Raw genomic sequence first — 16282 nt, 5'->3', positions numbered from 1 at the left:
AATTAGTAGATTAAAAAATCTTTTCTGTTGGGGCCACTTTTTCAAAATGTTTAATCAACGAGCTTGCCAAGCCTTTTCTCCGTTCTAATGGATGGACAATGACAAGTGAGATGAAGCAATGGTCGAAAAAATTTGTGTCGAAGGTTAAAAAACCAGCGGTCACTCCAGCCGAAGAGGCAACAAAACAACGGGATTTTTCAATTGCCTTTTGTATATAGAATTCTCTGCTTGTATTGCCTAAGACAAGTTTGTCAATGGTTTTCAGTTCTTTTAAATTGTCTATTTTAGCTAATTGAACAATATTCATCTGCCGCTTCCTTTGCTTCTTGAATGAGCATCCTTTATCGGAAGCGCTCTTCCTTAAAAGGATTTGCCGTCATTGAGTAGCCAAGTTCCTCCCAAAAGCCTTCCTCGTCTTCCTTCATAAAACGGATTCCTGACACCCACTTGGTCCCTTTCCATAAGTAAAAAGTTTCTGGCGGGATAAATCTGAGCGGATAGCCGTGCTTCGGATCAAGATTCTGCCAGTCATGGTGATGGTCCTTCCAGCGATAAACAAACAACGCATCGTCACCCATTAAAGGTTCAAGAGGTAAATTGGCTGAATAGCCAAAACGGTCACCATTATAATAACCATAAATTTTGACGTACTTTACATCTTCATTAAGTTCAACCAGCTTTAAAAGTTCACTTATCCTGATACCTTCAAACGTTGTACCGAACTTTGACCAGGTAGTAACACAATGCATATCAATCGTGGTAATGGTTTTTGGAAGGTCCATGAATTCCTTAAAAGAAAGCCTAACCTCTTCCTTCACCTCACCAAATAGACGAAAATCCCAAAATGTTCTGTTGAAGGAATAGACATCCCCTTTATGCAGTATAGGCCACTTTTCCGTTTCAAACTGGCCGGGGGCAATACTTTACTCATTTTATAACCTCCTTTAAAAAACAGCGAAATCTTATATTCATGATAAAGGTTTATTTTTACTCCTGCAAACCATTGACCTGTAAGAGGAATAAATGTAAAGGCTTTGTTTCGTGAACCGCTGCAAGGCTCAAGCCAGTCATAGAATTTTTGAAAGATTTTTCCTTTCACATCAATCCTTTTTGTTTTGAGAGACTAAAAATAATTGTTAATATAAAAGATGATTTTAGACTTTTAGAAAGAAGATGAAACAATGTCAGAAATAAATACGAACGGAAAGTTATTAAGGAATATGGCATATTCAGTGCTTGATCTTTCCCCAATTATACAAGGAGGAACAGCAGCTGACTCCCTCCGCAATACACTTGACCTTGCACAACACGCCGAAAAATGGGGTTTTAACCGTTACTGGTTGGCTGAGCACCATAATATGCCGGGGATCGCAAGCTCTGCTACCTCCGTTGTCATTGGCCATGTGGCAGCCGGTACTTCAACCATCCGTGTCGGTTCCGGTGGGATCATGCTGCCCAACCATGCACCACTAGTGATTGCAGAACAATTTGGCACACTAGAATCATTATTTCCTGGAAGGATTGACCTGGCCTTGCCGTGCTCCCGGAACTGACCAGGTAACAGCACAGGCATTAAGAAGAGACAGAAGAAGTGATGGCCATTACTTTCCTGAACAATTGGAGGAACTACGCAGCTACTTCGACCCATCTATAAAAAAATTTGTAAGAGCCATTCCTGGAGAAGGATTAAATTTACCAATTTGGCTTCTCGGTTCGAGTGGCTATAGTGCTCAGCTTGCTGGCCAGCTCGGTCTGCCCTTTTCCTTTGCCAGCCATTTTTCACCTGAAAATACAATACCGGCATTGGATTTATATCGCCGGAGCTTCCGTCCGTCAGAAGTTCTTAGTGAGCCTTATTCTATGGTTGGAGTTAATGTGATTGCCGCCGATACAGATGAAAAAGCAAAATTCCTTTCAACCTCCATGCAACAGCAGTTCCTTAACCTTATCAGAAATAATCCAGGCCAATCATGGCGCCTGTAGACAATATAAACGATATTTCAAGCGAATATGAACGAGCATTATTAGAGCAGCGTCTTAGTTCGTCCATTGTCGGTAGCAAGGAAACAGTAAAGGGAAAACTTCAGGCTTTTCTCACTGAAACACAGGCAGATGAAATGATTATAAATGCTCAAATTTTTGATCATAATGAGCGATTAAACTCTTATCAAATTGTTTCAGAAATTATGAAGGATGAAAATGAGAAATAGGTTTTTTTTATATTAGAATTCGCACTCCATAAACTTGGAAAAAGCAGCAATCATGATTGCTGCTTTTTCTTTTCCTCATATTTATTTCAAAAAGATGCATACAATCTTTTCGCAATTCTTACTAATTTCTAAAAAATACTATCATACTGTATTAATTTCTGAATTCTGTGTATTTTTCTTCCGGGAAATGAAAAAAAAGTTGTCGTTTGCTGATAATACATGTAAAATTTTCCTATCAGTCCTATTTGGAGATGAGCAGAATGGAAATTACCAAACATTTTTTCTTTAATCTTTCGTTATTAATTATTTTCCTGTTTTTTTGTTTTGTTTGGTATGAAAAAAGCAGGAGTTCAGAATTTTCCAAAGCCTCTACAATACTTATTTCCATTTTCCTGGTTTGGACCTGTATTGAATTCGCATACCATCCTGTCGCATCTGCACGATACGATGTGAGGGTAATACCTCTGGTAATCGGAGGTCTTTATTTAGGGATTGGCCATTTTATCTATTGCTGCAGTTATTATTCGGGGATTTTATGGAATAGATTTTGGTTTTATCGAGACCCTGCTTTTATATGTGCCGTTGGCATTCTATTTATGGCGCCAATACCCAATCTTTTCAAACTATAGTCCTAACCGTCGAATTTTCTTTTCAGTTTGTTTAGGCATGATAGTAAGTACCATTACGGTGCTTGGAATGGGGTTTATTAAATCACCAATTTACTGGTTCGATGCCTTGTTTGCTTATATGGTCATTCCTCCGCTTGGTATCGGCATTATTTCCTATTCATTCGAATTTGTAAGACGGAATATTCATATGAGACACCAGCTAATCAAAACAGAAAAACTCCAGGCAGTCGAACAAATGGGGGCTGCCATTTCCCATGAAATTCGAAATCCGCTTACAGCTGCTACAGGTTTTGTTCAACTTCTGCAGGATGATTTCCTCCCGAAGCAAAAACAAAAGGAATACCTCGCCTTAGTTAAGGAAGAATTAAAAGCCGCGGAAAGGGTTATTCAGGATTATTTAACTTTTGCGAAACCATCCTTAGGGGCAATACAGGAATTGAATGTTAAAAAAGAACTACAGCAAGCCATTAAAATTCTTCAGCCGATGGCAAATCAGAATTCAGTCGAGATTTCTACTAATTTTTCAGCAGTCGGTTTTATTCAGGGCGATCAGCAGAAATTTCGCCAATGTTTCATAAACGTAATTAAAAATGCGATAGAATCTATGCCTGGCGGCGGATATCTTTCGATTGGCACCGAATTCTCCAGATATTTTGTCATAATAGATATAAAGGATACAGGAATCGGTATGACAAAGGAACAACTTGAGCGCCTAGGGGAACCCTATTATTCTACTAAAGGGTCAAAAGGAACAGGCCTTGGCATGATGGTGGTTTACAGTATAGTCCGAGCTTTGAATGGAAGCATAAAGGTTGAAAGTGCTGTGGGAACAGGCACGAGATTCCTTTTTAAATTCCCTTCCTCAAATCCAGCCTTTAAAGATAAATAGTTAAGTGCTAATTCGTTACATAGGTTTAATGAAGAACATTTTCATCGTGATATTGAGGAGTTTTGTCCTTCATAGCTCTTATGAAGGACGCTTTCATTATTAACCTGAGGCGGTTTGTGCTTAAAAGCAGCAAAAAGGAGGCGTGATTATCATCATGCCTCCTTTTTTATATTTCACACGTGCAAATTATGATAATGTTTCCGTCGGGGTCTTTAATGGAAGTGTTTGCCCTCGGCATCTTTAATTTAATATCGTCCCGGACATTAAAAGCTAAATCTCCTTTATCCATTGGGCAATGTCTTACCGGTCAAGAAGACATGAATATTCCGACATTTAATTATAGAAGCGTCACCATATTCCATGATGTCCCGCTTTCTCCTGTTTTTTTAAATCCATGCCTTTCATAAAGTCTTAGTGCTGGATTATTTGGATCGACACTTAATGACGCTTTTTCATAACCGGCTTGCCTAGCAGCCTTCAATATTTCTGTCATTAAAAGAGTTCCTGCTCCCCTGCCTCTGTAATTGGGTTTTACAGCCATACTTAAAATCGGAGTCTGTTCGTCTATATAACCGTATGTTTTGTTTGTTTCCTCAAATAAACGAATCCACACTGCCCCAATATTTAGCCCCGCTGAATTTTCTGCAATTAATCCAAAATCTCCTTGTCTTCCCCAGCCAGACAGACAACATGATATATCCGGATGATTTAGCACATCCCTTGACGGCTTCGGCTCCCCTTCTGGTATATAAATAGCTTCATAGAGCATATTCCACAAAAATTCCAAATCAGATGCTTTCGTTTCTCTTATTTTAAAATTGTTCAACTTCATCCCTCTTTTTTGTTGTATGGACATCTTTCTTTGCTTTTGAACAGTGACAATTAATACTGCAGCCAGAATAAAAGCAGCACCGATAAAGAAAGAAGCATTTAGTCTTTCATGTAATAACAGCCAGCCCAAAAAAGTACCAACAACAGGCTGAAAAAAGAAAAATAACGAACCAATACCGGCGTCCATTAATTCGAGGCCTTTATTCCATAGAAAAAATGCCCCCGCTGTTGAAACGACTCCCAAATAAAGAACCCCCAAAAGGATGTACAACCCCTTTGCATGGACGGTACTTGAGCCTAGCTCCCAAAGCATTGCGGGAGTAGTGAAAAGGAATGCAAAGAAAATGGCGTAGGTTGTTATCATTAAAGAGGATAGTCTTCTTGCGGCGATTTTCACATAGACGGATAACAAAGCCCATGTAACAGCAGCTCCAATTAATATGAAACAGCCCCAAACATAGTTAGCCAGTTTTTGGTCCCAGCCTATTACGGTAATTACACCAATAGAAGCAAGCACTAATGAAATGATTTTCTTTAGTGTTAGCTTCTCATTAAGTACCATTTTCGCAAATATAACCATAAATGCAGGTGTTGCCGAGGTAATCAAAGCACCGGTATGAGCATCCGATAATTTTGTGCCAATGAACTGCATGGCGATTGAAACAAAATATCCGATAAACCCTAACCATCCAAGCAAAAGCCAATCACTTTTTGAAGGTTTTTTTTTCCTTTCTTTAGGGTTTATTTTTAAAAGAAAGAATAAAACGGCAAACGCAATTAAATAGCGAATCCATATTAATGTAAATGAAGGAATGTAATCTAATACATATTTGCTAACTACAAAAGTTCCGCCCCAGATACTGGCTGCCAGAGATAAGCATAGTGCACCAAGAAGACTTTGTTTCATGTTAAAATTACCTCCAGCATGATGAATGGGTGTATTTCATGATACTCCTCTAATATATTTTCGAGCATTAGCTGATAATCAACAATAGGATTACTCTGCCGCCTTCAAGGAATGCGCTTTTGGGAAGGTTAACATAAATGTACTTCCTTCCCCTGGCTTGCTTTTCACCTGGATGCTCCCGTTCATGGAACCTACGATACTGTAAACAACCATCATCCCAAGCCCTGTCCCATTTTTTCCCCTCGTGGAAAAATAGGGCTCACCGAGACGATCTATTTGGTCAGGTGACATCCCTATCCCGGTATCAGAAATTTCAACTCTTACACTATTTCCTATATCCTTGGTGGCAACTAATAAAGTTCCTCCACCCGTTTCCATAGCCTCAATTGCGTTTTTCACAATGTTTAAGATGCCTTGAAGAAAAAGCTGCTTTTCTCCTAATATTTGAAAGCGCTCAACATTAATCAAAATAGATACCGAGTTCATGTTTGCCAAAGGGCTAATGATTTCAGCAACATTTTTCAGTTCTAGGTCTAAAGCCAGCAATTCTATTTTACTCGACAACGGCTTCGCAAAGGTTAAGTAGTCACTAATAATTCCTTCAGCCCGATCAAGCTCCGACTTAGCTAAAGTAAAGTATTCTTTCTTTTTTTCAATGCTAAAATCTTCCTTCTCAAGAATCTGCAAAAATCCACGTGTTACTGTAAGCGGATTACGGATTTCATGAGATATTGAAGCAGCCAGATGGCTTACCAATTCAAGCTTTTCTGATTGCTGAACCCTGTTCTTTAAGGCGATAGAATTCCTCACCCATTCCATTGAATAGATCATAATGATGATACTTCCTCCATAGATTGCGACGATGAAGGAATCATAACCCGTTGTAAAATCATAGAAATAAGCTACAGTTTTCATTATTACAAGCCCTGTAAAAATAGTAGTCGCTCCAGGGAGCAACAGTTTTTTTCGAAGTCTCCAACTGGAAAAATGAAGCGACAAACCCCAAATTGCCATACTGGAAATGCCCAGTGTTACTACATTCGCCATGAACTCACCTGGATAAACAAAACCTATGTAGATTAAAGATATTATCAATAATGGAACCAAACATCGAAAACCAACATATAATCCGGCCAATACAAATACTAATACTCTCAAATCAATTTGAAACTTGCCATCAAACTTGACGTTAAAGACCATATTAAAGAAAAGTGCAACAAAGTAAGTAAGTATATAGATTGGAAGGTGGTATTTTGGTGGGATTTTTTTTGTATCAAACAATAATTCCGTTAATAACGCAATCAGCAATATAAAAAATAAATCCACAATTAAAGCTTCAAAGGTTGCTAACATTTGTTTACCTCAGGAAATGTAATATATTACAAGATATATTATAAGCCATATATTAACTTTTCCGATAGTTTTTTAAGGATGGCTTGATTTTATTTGTTAGAAAACTCGCCGATTGGCGAGCCCATAAAGGCGAAGATAGAGGCGTAGTTGCACTTATGCGCGATAGGAAAGTATAAACTTTCGAAAGTTTATACTTTCCTATTAGCTAAAAATAGCACATGATCCCAGATAGGACATGTGCGAAATAAATCCATTCAATGCTTTTGTATGAACCGATCACCCTCTAGTTGAAATATGTTCAAGTGTGGAAGGATATTCTATTTCTGGCTCTCCCCCGTTAAATTGCTTAACACCGCCATGTAGACCGAAATATACGGGCTGCTGAAAACCACTTATATTTGCTCGTCTTATTTTATTGGCAGTTCCAACTTGATACATCGTGATTTTAGTTAACTCGATTGGGTTATTGTTCATCAATAGAATATTCCCTCTCTTTCAATTAAAATAATTTGTTTATAGCTGAAAACGAGTATAGAAAAATTGGTCATAACTTTCCCTGCTGTATGTCTCTTTTTATTTTTTCCTTTTTAATAAAGGATAAAACGTAAAATACAAGATAGGAATTATTTTCCATGAATAATTTTTTAATTGATTTGTATTAATTTATAAAACTTAGTAAACAATTGTTATCTTCACCCACTTCTTCCCTTTCATTTTTTCATAGGATAAGTAAATTGAAAAAAAGGGGAATGCATAATGGATTTTAGTCAGTCAAAAAATACCTTTGACTTTATTGTGGTAGGGACAGGACCTGCTGGTGCTGTTATAGCTAAGACTCTTACAGATGATAAAAAAACTTCAGTTCTCGTATTAGAAGCAGGAGAAAATAATGATAGGGACAAGCCAATCAGTGATTCCAGATTTGCTCCCGAACTAGAAGAAAAATTTTCCCCAGAATATTTTTGGCAAGGAGAAGGAGTACCACAACCAAGGGTGGATGAAAAATCTTTTGAATGGACAACTGGCCGGCTTTCTGGAGGGGGCTCTTCAATCAATGGGGAACAGTATGTTCGACCTACATCTGCTGTTTTAAAAGAGTGGGAAAGACTTCTAGGTTCATGGTGGTCACCTGAACAAGCGAATCATGCCTTTAAAAAGTTAGAAAATTATCATGGAAAATCGAATAGTCCAGAAATTCATGGGTTTAATGGCCGTATAAATATCAGGCAAACTCCTGACATTCCAACTAGTATTTCGAAAAAATTGGTTTCATCCATTGAACAAGTGACAGGGCTTAATAAAATTCTTGATTATAATGACCCCAAAACTCCCCTTGGTCCTTTTACTCGATGGCAATTGTATCAAAAAACGAATGGACAGCGTGAAAGTTCTTCCACATCATTTTTTTCTTCAGATATTATGACTCCAGATGGAATTGGGATGAATCGTAGAAAATTAAGAGTTCTTTATAAATCAACGGCTCTTCGAATTCTTTTTAAGGGAAAAATGGCAGTTGGTATTGAATTTCTTCAAGAAGGGAAAATGGTACAAGTATTTGCACGTAAAAAAGTAATTATTTCAGCAGGCATAAACAGCGCCCATCTATTAATGCTATCAGGAATCGGACCCTCAAAAGACCTAAGACATGTCGGCATTCCAGTAGTTTTTGATAATTCCAATGTAGGTAAATTTTTAACTAATCATACGTTAAACACTGCTACCTTTACTATCAATCAAAAGGACATTCCTGAGCTTCAAAACGATCCCTACTCTCTTTACACAGGTGGTGCCTTTTTGCCTCATCCTCTTACTGGAAATAGTAATCGAAACCGTGCTGTACAATTACTAGGATTTGTTGCAGAGGAAAAATTAATTATCGCTATTCTATTTTTACAAGCTAAAAGTCGAGGCTCTATCAAAATTCAAAGCAAGGATCCCTTGAAGATTGTGCTCGCAGATGAAGGTTTTCTTGAAAATAGTTATGACCTGGAATCAATAAAAGAGATTTATAAGACCTATATTAAAAAAATTGCGTTGAAATTTTCAGACATTGATCCCACTTATCAGCTTATAAATCCTTCATTGGAAACAATTGATGATGATGAACAACTTGAAACCTTCATTAAGGAAAACTTCGGTCATAATCACCACCAACAAAGTTCACTACGAATGGCACCTATTAATGAGGGGGGCGTCGTGGATCGTTATGGAAGTGTACATGGAGTCAAGAATTTAATTGTTGCGGATGCATCGATTATCCCCTTTACTGTTGATGGCAACACTTCTGCAGCTGCCTATCTAATCGGATATACCATTGCAAAACAATTAATACATGAAAATAGTGATTGAATTGGAACAAGTTTTTAAATATTAAGGCTGTTTTCGTATACTTTGTTGCTATTTAAGGAGTAGTTGATTTCCACTCCAGGATGCTCGCTTTCCGCGGGGCGGGCGGTGAGCCTCCTCGGCGCACAGCGCCTGTGGGGTCTCACCTGTCCCGCTGCTCCCGCAGGAGTCTCGCACCTTCCGCTCCAATCAACTTCTTTTTCAACGATTTGCTTTTAAAAACCTATTGCAAAACAACAATCTTTTAGAAAACAGCCAATATTAAAGAAGTAAGACGAAGCATCTGATTATTAAGGCTGTCCCAAATAAAAAAGGGAAGCTATATTTTAACGGGTTCCGTTTTGAGGTGCAAGCATTGGAAAAATCATATCAATTCACATATGGTTTCTCCTGTGAAATCACATTAATAATCACATACAAAAAAGCATTGGAAGAAACAGATTCCAATGCTTTTTATTTAGTGTATTCAAATATCGCCCAAGGAAGCCATAAAACAGGTTCTGTACCTATATCTTCATCATTACTATAATCGCAATATAGATTAGCCTCTTCAAGAGAAGGTATAAATCCATTTTGGTTCAAAGTGAATTTAAAATGGTTATTAAAATCTTTTTCTAAGCCATTACATAAATATGAGTGAAATGTTCCGTACTCAAATCCAAGGACTTCGTAGCCCATCATTTTTGAACCTTTTTCTTCGATTGGCATTCTGCGTAATAACAATTTTTCAATGCCGTATTGATTTTCTTCTGGTTTGTTTTGGGACTCTTCATACTCTATAAATTCTTCGACAAACTCTTCTGGTAATCCAATTCCGATAATTTTAGCATCAGATAAGTGGGAAAGATATTTGGACAGGAATTCGCTAGCTATTTCTAACGTAGTAAATGCCTGCGGAAAGCCAAAAATTCCATCTTCAAGCTTATCTTCAACCCATTTTTCTATTTCTTTAAAGGTGACTTGAGAAATATTTAGATGTTTGGCGTACTTACGTTTTTCTTCGTTTGAGCCACTCCATAAAACAGTTGTTTCAGGGTGAAAGTCACAAATACACTCACTAACTGATAATACGGTATCTGGAATTAACTGTTTATCCATATAATCAGGTCTAACAACAGGATTTATGATGTAATACCCTCCTAATATACAATTCATTGTTACGTCCCCCCCATTTCGCACACTATTTCACAACTATTTTCACACAAATAATCTCACTGAACAACAAGTATTGTCACCCTCAAGAAAAGCGATGTGATTTCTCAAGAGAAATGATGATAAAAGCAGGAAGAATGCTGATTTATCAATAAAAATAAAAGCGTGAATTCTTATGTGAATTCACGCTAGAAAATTAATGTGATTTACCTTTTTTCACCCTTTATCGGAACCCGTTAGCTATATTTAGCTCCCTTTTTTATTCACCTTATATTAAATCCTAATTTGCAAGTGATAATGGGCTTGTTACCACTGACTTGTCTTCCTTTTGTAGTTTCCCTTCACGAATTAAGATTTGTATAAGAGTGTTAGCAGCAATTGGATCAAATTGGGTTCCAATATTTCTGGTTAGTTCATTAGCTGCTGTTTCCACAGCTAATTTTTGTCTATAAGATCGATTCGTGGTCATGGCATCATACGCATCTGCAACCCCTAAAATGAGAGCCCCCAGGGGAATGGCATCGCCTTTTAATCCTTTAGGATAGCCTTTTCCATCGGGTCTTTCATGATGATATAAAACCATATCAGTAATGCCGAGCTCTTGAAGGCGTTTAATATCCTTTATAATCCTATATCCCTCATCAGGATGTTTCTTCATAATGGTATATTCTTCTTCTGTTAGCCTGCCTTCCTTTTGTAGAATTGAATCCGGCATACTGATTTTTCCTATGTCATGAATAAGTCCAGCAAGGTAAATAGAATCAATTTCCTTCTCCGAAAGGCCCATTTCTCTCGCGATGCTTTTTGCATAATCTGCTACATTGCTAGAATGATATGCCGTATATGGATCTCTTGCATCTATTGTTTTTGCTAATGAGAAAACAGTATTTAAGAGTAAATCCTCCTGTTCATTCTTACCATTGTAATTTCGAATAGAAATCCATACCACTCTTCGGACAATCGCCATTAAAACCGCATAAGCTGCTATAACGGATAGGAGTGTATGATCAGGGGCTCTCGTTAAAATGAGTGTTCCTAATAAAACTACCCCTAGTAGAGCAAAGAGCGAATTTTTAACACGAATTAATGAAAGTAAAACTACAGGATATGCATATAGTGCCAGCAGTAATGGTGAATGAAAAATATAATTTATTACTATAGCAGCAATTCCGCTTAACATAAAAGGTATCCAGAAAAAAGGACCATATTTTTTAAAAGAAACCGGGCAAAATTCATCACCTTTTTTACAGCGTTTCCATTCATTAAGCATTTCGTAAAATCTCCTTTAGTCAAAAACACTAGTAATATTGTCCTAAATTTCTCACATTCACCCTTCGTTGTCAACAATTGCTAATCACTACTTAATCAAACATTTAACTATTTTCCTAGAAAATTCTGACCGACTAATATAAAAAGCAGAAACGATTTTTGTTCGTTTCTGCTTTTTATTTTTTATCTTCTGCCGACTTTTAACTAAAGTGATATTTTCGCTTTCTTAAAAATTCTTGTTAAATTAAGAAGCTTTTTTAAGGACCTTAACATTGTTATTCTGTTTTTGGTAAGAGAAAAAGTAAACGAAGCCAACGAATAATGCTCCTCCAATTACATTTCCAATAAAGGTTGGAATGATGTTTCCGACGAAATCAAACCACGTAAAGTGACCTGCAAAAATTGCCGCCGGAATTAAGAACATATTGGCTACAACGTGCTGAAAACCAATTGCTACGAAGGCGATAATAGGAAACCACATTCCCATTATTTTTCCCATAAAATCGTCAGCACCCAAAGCAATCCAAATCGCAAGGCAAACGAGCCAGTTACAGCCAATGCCAGAAACCAGAGTTTGTAAAAACGAATCATGTAATTTTGTGTCGGCAATCGCAACTGTTTTAGTCAAAAATGGACCTGTTTCGGTTAAGCCAACAATATGTCCGAAGAAAAAAGCAATAAAAAGTGCGCCAGCAAAGTTAGCAATCGTTACCCAGAACCAATTACCAAATAAATTTTTAACAGATATTTTCTTTGCGTAAAATGCGATCGAAACAGACATCATATTTCCTGTAATTAATTCTCCGCCTGCGAGAATAACTAACATGAGTCCGACAGGGAACACAGCGCCTCCCAATAAACTAGCGAAGCTTCCCCATTGCGGCGGCAAATTGCCAATCACCCGAATATCAAGCAAAAAACCTAAGGAAATAAATGCACCGCCTAAGAAACCAAGCATAAGCAAATTTAGAAACGGCAGTCTTGTCTTATTCACCCCTGATTCTATAGCTAATTCTGCAATTTTTTCCGGCTTGTGAAACGCCATACCAATTCCCCCATTAATAAAATAAAATAAAATAAAAAGGCAGCATTCAACAGCCCTATCATAAATAAGGTCGTTGAATGCTGCCTAATATCTTTGCACTTACCTACAAAGGTATCAATCATCATTTTTTATTATTGAAAAGAAAATATGCAGGACATGCACATCTTCCATTCCAAGTTTTGTTCATTCCCGTTAAGCGTTCATATTAACGAATATTGAGGTATTATGCAATGCTTTTTTGAAATATTTTATTTTCCTCTTTTGAAAATCTAGCGTAATGAATAATCTTTACTCAATTGCTATTTTTTTATCAAAGATAAATACTGAAACAGCAAGATCTTCTTCTACCTTAATATCTGAAAATAAATGAACCAATTTGGCTCCAACCACTTCCTCTAAGCCTTCAGGAGGGTTTGTCGAATAAACGTTTTGAATCATTCTTGTTCTGGCGGCATGGACCATATCCCTGCCATCCTTCTCCCCAACGATAAACCTCTCAGTAAATGTCAAATTCCCGTATAAAGTTGATATTGCCATATTGTCAACAAACACCGTATGTATACGCTCTGGTCCTTTTCCAAATAAATTTTTGCGAAGCTTTCTAATAATGTCATTAAAGTCTTGAATCATTTTTGACATGCAAATAGTCCTCCGTAATTTATAAAAAGGGGATTTTTGATATAATCTCATTTTTAAATATAATTTTTATATAATAAATCAATTTCAAGATAATAAAAAGGGGAAAAATTTGGATATACCAGGTTTATAACACTTTTTAAATTTTTACCTATAAAAATTAATATCTTAAAAGGCAGCAAACCGGATTAATTTTATAATTCATTACTATAAGGTATATTAGGGTTGTACATTTTGCTGAAAAAAATGAAAAGGATTGGTGGTATTATGCAAAGACAAATTCTACTTATAAATAGACCAGCAGGAACGCCTACGTATGATGATTTCAAAATCACAGATGCACCAATTGGAAAGCCGTCAGCGGGCGAAGTACTAATACGAACTATTTACATTTCAGTGGATCCTTATCTACGTGGCCGCATGAATGACACCAAATCGTATATTCCACCGTTTCAGTTGAACGATGTCATTACAAGCGGAGTAATCGGGCAAATCTTGGAATCACAATCAAGCCTTTTTGAAAAAGGTGATTTCGTCCTTGGTTCACTGGGATGGCAAGAATATTCAATCGCAAAGGAAAACGCTGTCCGCAAAATAGATCCGACACTCGCACCAGTATCTGCGTATTTAAGTGTGTTAGGTATGACCGGATTAACGGCGTACTTCGGATTATTGGATATTGGCAAGCCAAAGGAAGGCGAAACAGTGGTGGTATCAGGAGCTGCAGGAGCTGTCGGTTCAATTGTCGGTCAAATTGCGAAAATCAAAGGTGCGCGCGTGGTCGGCATTGCCGGATCAGATGACAAAGTTAAATTCCTGCTTGATGAACTTGGTTTTGATGCAGCCATCAACTACAATAAACAAGACGTAGGAACTGCATTAAAAGAGGCATGCCCGGATGGGATTGATGTCTATTTTGAGAATGTCGGCGGAAAAATTTCTGACAACATTTTCCCACTCTTAAACAACTTTGCACGTATTCCAGTGTGTGGAGCGATTTCTTCCTACAATAACGAGGTAGCTGATGTCGGGCCCGTGTACAATCTTATCTAATTAAGACGAGTTCGTTAATGCAAGGCTTTACTGTTGGCAATTATTCATCTCGTTTTGCTGAAGGTGCCAAAGATTTGGCAAGTTGGCTGAAAGAAGGCAAACTGAAGTATGAGGAAACGATTACAGAGGGCTTTGACCATACAATAGATGCTTTCCTGGATCTTTTCAAAGGGGCAAATCTTGGGAAGGCAATTGTTAAAGTAGCTGAGATTGACTAATAAACATCATTAACCATATGAAGAGCCGTTCTGGAGTCGCACAGGAACGGCTTTTTTATACATGATTACTATATGTATAATTGAATTAGACCTCTTACACTCATGCAATATTAATTGCGCGTGCAGCTAGGACAGCCACGATAAGTAGGGAGATAGATGATTGGATCATCATAAATATCTTCGCTCTTTTGGATAAAACCATAGTATCTGTTGGGCTGAACGCTGTATTTGTATTGAAAGCCAAATATAAATAATCAAAGAATGAAGGAGTCCAATTTTCCCATCCAGGTATACTGAAGGTCATTTGAGGAAATAAAAAATCGGACGTCTCACTTTTTCCACTATGCCTTTTCAAAGGCACCGCGGTCAAGTTCCCAATACCATACAGCAAAAACTCCTATGTTGGCGAACCAAAGCAAGGCTGCACTTCTGAATAAGCTGGCTGCGCTAGCCGTATGATGAAACAAGGCATAAATTAAAAATGCCACGCTACTGACTAACCCTAACGTAACTACCCCAGTTATGCTAAATGCCAAAGTTCGTGTCCATCCATGATGACCACGAACGATACTTATAACCATTGGTATAAGTAGAATGATTATGATAGAAAGAATTGTCCAGCTCGGACCTATTGTTAAATTTTCTGATAAGATACTTAGAAGGATACCTATGATTAGAACTGTAAATAAATATGCGCCCCGAGGAACGTGAATATGGTGATCATCTGAAATATTGGATTTCTTCAATATAAAACTCCGCCCTTTAAGATCCTATTTTGTCTTGATTTTATCTAAAAAAAGAAAAAACACTAAAATATAGATTAGTGTCTTTAGATAAAAATTAAACCCTAGATGTTCAATATAAGGACGTTATTTCTTCTATAAATATTTCACCATCTGAACCTGCTCTGTGGTTATCTTGAATCCATTCTTTATAAAATATTGAATGACAGGATTATTTTCTGAAGCATTTATCGTAATGAAATTTACGGAATTCCCTTCTTGGCCAGTAATGGAAGATAGGATAGAACCTACTAAGCTTTCACTGACTTCCTCAAAAAGTTCGATTTGAAATAAAAAGACTTTATCCAGCTTGCCTTCTTGATTCCAGCTCTTTCTATACAATGAGTATCCAATTGGGTTATCTTCTTCATTATAATAAACTTGTGCTTCACCTTGTTTTACGCTTTGCCATTGACATTGCCATGGTACATTTTCCGAGTGAAACGCATATGAAGGTAGCTGCTCTGGCCGGATAGTTCGAGAACGGATCGTTTGTGTGTTGTTTAATTGAATCTCTGGGTTCCCGCTCAGATAAACAAGATTTCCTATAACTTTATAGCCGTATTTTTCGTATAATCGAATTGCTTTTTCGTTTTGTTTGATTGCCTCTAAAGTTGCAACATCTGTACTTTCTTCAGCATAAATTTTAATTGTTTCTTCCATTAACAGCTTTGAAACACCGGTTCCCCTGTATTCCATCGCTACTCCTGTCCCACCGTTCCAGGAAATCTTTTTTTCATTGACCGTTCGGAATCCGTTTAACACAATCGCTACAGGCTTTTCATTGTCAAATGCCACTATAGAATGTTCCATTGACAATCCCTCATTGATCAGTCGCTGAACAAACATATCAGCAGACATATCTATTGGAACAAAATAGCCTTCAAACCCTCTATTCCACACATTAACTGATTCCTGAATGATGCAATCTACTAATCTCTTAAATTTGATATCCATAGTTT

13 protein-coding genes and 3 pseudogenes are annotated in these 16282 nt (G+C 37.3%); 4 read left to right on the top strand and 12 right to left on the bottom strand.

The window, feature by feature from the left end; genetic code table 11:
* Nucleotides 1-10: 10 nt before the first annotated feature.
* Together RCG23_RS22515 and RCG23_RS22510 are read right to left on the bottom strand one after the other, a co-directional pair.
* The gene (locus tag RCG23_RS22515; protein ID WP_308177473.1) at nucleotides 11-307 is read right to left on the bottom strand and encodes a GNAT family N-acetyltransferase; all 297 of its coding nucleotides are present in this window, start codon (nucleotides 305-307) and stop codon (nucleotides 11-13) included.
* A 34-nt stretch (nucleotides 308-341) separates the two neighbouring features.
* Complete coding sequence (locus RCG23_RS22510; RefSeq protein WP_308180149.1) at nucleotides 342-920, bottom strand: molybdopterin-dependent oxidoreductase; 579 nt, start codon at nucleotides 918-920, stop codon at nucleotides 342-344.
* Nucleotides 921-1181: 261 nt separating this feature from the next.
* Between RCG23_RS22510 and RCG23_RS22505 the strand changes: the two are divergent.
* Nucleotides 1182-2210 (top strand): annotated as a pseudogene (locus tag RCG23_RS22505) (LLM class flavin-dependent oxidoreductase).
* A 492-nt stretch (nucleotides 2211-2702) separates the two neighbouring features.
* Nucleotides 2703-3728 carry an ATP-binding protein gene (locus tag RCG23_RS22500; RefSeq protein WP_308177472.1) on the top strand — a complete coding sequence of 342 codons (1026 nt, stop codon included), beginning with the start codon at nucleotides 2703-2705 and terminating at the stop codon, nucleotides 3726-3728.
* Nucleotides 3729-4065: 337 nt separating this feature from the next.
* On the opposite strand, the gene RCG23_RS22495 is transcribed toward RCG23_RS22500, so the two are convergent.
* From RCG23_RS22495 to RCG23_RS22480, 4 genes and pseudogenes are all read right to left on the bottom strand, one after another.
* Nucleotides 4066-4497, bottom strand: coding sequence for a GNAT family N-acetyltransferase (locus RCG23_RS22495; RefSeq protein WP_308180148.1), 432 nt, complete (start codon nucleotides 4495-4497; stop codon nucleotides 4066-4068).
* Nucleotides 4498-4590: 93 nt separating this feature from the next.
* Nucleotides 4591-5466, bottom strand: a pseudogene (locus tag RCG23_RS22490) (DMT family transporter); the annotation flags it as partial.
* Between the two features lie 90 nt (nucleotides 5467-5556).
* Nucleotides 5557-6819 (bottom strand): ATP-binding protein, encoded by a 1263-nt coding sequence (locus RCG23_RS22485; RefSeq protein ID WP_308177471.1) that lies wholly within the window; start codon nucleotides 6817-6819, stop codon nucleotides 5557-5559.
* A 276-nt stretch (nucleotides 6820-7095) separates the two neighbouring features.
* Nucleotides 7096-7293, bottom strand: a complete 198-nt coding sequence (locus RCG23_RS22480) for a hypothetical protein (protein WP_308180147.1) — start codon at nucleotides 7291-7293, stop codon at nucleotides 7096-7098.
* 282 nt (nucleotides 7294-7575) lie between these two features.
* Here RCG23_RS22480 and RCG23_RS22475 point away from each other — a divergent pair, with 282 nt between their 5' ends.
* A complete protein-coding gene (locus RCG23_RS22475) occupies nucleotides 7576-9168 on the top strand; it encodes a GMC family oxidoreductase (protein WP_308177470.1) in 1593 nt (530 codons plus the stop codon).
* Between the two features lie 450 nt (nucleotides 9169-9618).
* Here RCG23_RS22475 and RCG23_RS22470 read toward each other — a convergent pair whose 3' ends face one another.
* The 4 genes from RCG23_RS22470 to RCG23_RS22455 form a co-directional block, all read right to left on the bottom strand.
* A complete protein-coding gene (locus RCG23_RS22470) occupies nucleotides 9619-10320 on the bottom strand; it encodes a hypothetical protein (protein WP_308177469.1) in 702 nt (233 codons plus the stop codon).
* A 277-nt stretch (nucleotides 10321-10597) separates the two neighbouring features.
* Nucleotides 10598-11587 carry an HD-GYP domain-containing protein gene (locus RCG23_RS22465; protein WP_308177468.1) on the bottom strand — a complete coding sequence of 330 codons (990 nt, stop codon included), beginning with the start codon at nucleotides 11585-11587 and terminating at the stop codon, nucleotides 10598-10600.
* A 243-nt stretch (nucleotides 11588-11830) separates the two neighbouring features.
* Nucleotides 11831-12631 (bottom strand): formate/nitrite transporter family protein, encoded by an 801-nt coding sequence (locus RCG23_RS22460; RefSeq protein ID WP_308177467.1) that lies wholly within the window; start codon nucleotides 12629-12631, stop codon nucleotides 11831-11833.
* A gap of 288 nt (nucleotides 12632-12919) precedes the next feature.
* Nucleotides 12920-13270: a Na-translocating system protein MpsC family protein gene (locus RCG23_RS22455; protein WP_308177466.1), complete on the bottom strand. Its 351-nt coding sequence runs from the start codon at nucleotides 13268-13270 to the stop codon at nucleotides 12920-12922.
* 264 nt (nucleotides 13271-13534) lie between these two features.
* On the opposite strand from RCG23_RS22455, the pseudogene RCG23_RS22450 reads away from it, so the two are divergent.
* Nucleotides 13535-14538, top strand: a pseudogene (locus tag RCG23_RS22450) (NADP-dependent oxidoreductase).
* Nucleotides 14539-14879: 341 nt separating this feature from the next.
* On the opposite strand, the gene RCG23_RS22445 reads toward RCG23_RS22450, so the two are convergent.
* Nucleotides 14880-15284 carry a hypothetical protein gene (locus RCG23_RS22445; protein WP_308177465.1) on the bottom strand — a complete coding sequence of 135 codons (405 nt, stop codon included), beginning with the start codon at nucleotides 15282-15284 and terminating at the stop codon, nucleotides 14880-14882.
* A 132-nt stretch (nucleotides 15285-15416) separates the two neighbouring features.
* Complete coding sequence (locus tag RCG23_RS22440; protein ID WP_308177464.1) at nucleotides 15417-16277, bottom strand: GNAT family N-acetyltransferase; 861 nt, start codon at nucleotides 16275-16277, stop codon at nucleotides 15417-15419.
* Nucleotides 16278-16282 lie beyond the last annotated feature (5 nt).

The organism is Neobacillus sp. PS3-34 (assembly GCF_030915465.1).
Lineage (GTDB): Bacteria > Bacillota > Bacilli > Bacillales > Cytobacillaceae > Neobacillus_A.
The sequence above is the reverse complement of the archived record's forward strand: the minus strand, read 5'-3'. Positions and strand labels throughout refer to the sequence as shown.

Excerpts from the sequence above, each read along its gene's own strand:
- RCG23_RS22475 (WP_308177470.1), top strand. The coding sequence starts at position 7,576 with ATGGATTTTAGTCAGTCAAAAAATACCTTTGACTTTATTGTGGTAGGG.
- RCG23_RS22485 (WP_308177471.1), bottom strand. The coding sequence starts at position 6,819 with ATGTTAGCAACCTTTGAAGCTTTAATTGTGGATTTATTTTTTATATTG.
- RCG23_RS22480 (WP_308180147.1), bottom strand. The coding sequence starts at position 7,293 with ATGAACAATAACCCAATCGAGTTAACTAAAATCACGATGTATCAAGTT.
- RCG23_RS22460 (WP_308177467.1), bottom strand. The coding sequence starts at position 12,631 with ATGGCGTTTCACAAGCCGGAAAAAATTGCAGAATTAGCTATAGAATCA.
- RCG23_RS22455 (WP_308177466.1), bottom strand. The coding sequence starts at position 13,270 with ATGTCAAAAATGATTCAAGACTTTAATGACATTATTAGAAAGCTTCGC.
- RCG23_RS22470 (WP_308177469.1), bottom strand. The coding sequence starts at position 10,320 with ATGAATTGTATATTAGGAGGGTATTACATCATAAATCCTGTTGTTAGA.
- RCG23_RS22465 (WP_308177468.1), bottom strand. The coding sequence starts at position 11,587 with ATGCTTAATGAATGGAAACGCTGTAAAAAAGGTGATGAATTTTGCCCG.
- RCG23_RS22440 (WP_308177464.1), bottom strand. The coding sequence starts at position 16,277 with ATGGATATCAAATTTAAGAGATTAGTAGATTGCATCATTCAGGAATCA.
- RCG23_RS22495 (WP_308180148.1), bottom strand. The coding sequence starts at position 4,497 with ATGCTCTATGAAGCTATTTATATACCAGAAGGGGAGCCGAAGCCGTCA.
- RCG23_RS22515 (WP_308177473.1), bottom strand. The coding sequence starts at position 307 with ATGAATATTGTTCAATTAGCTAAAATAGACAATTTAAAAGAACTGAAA.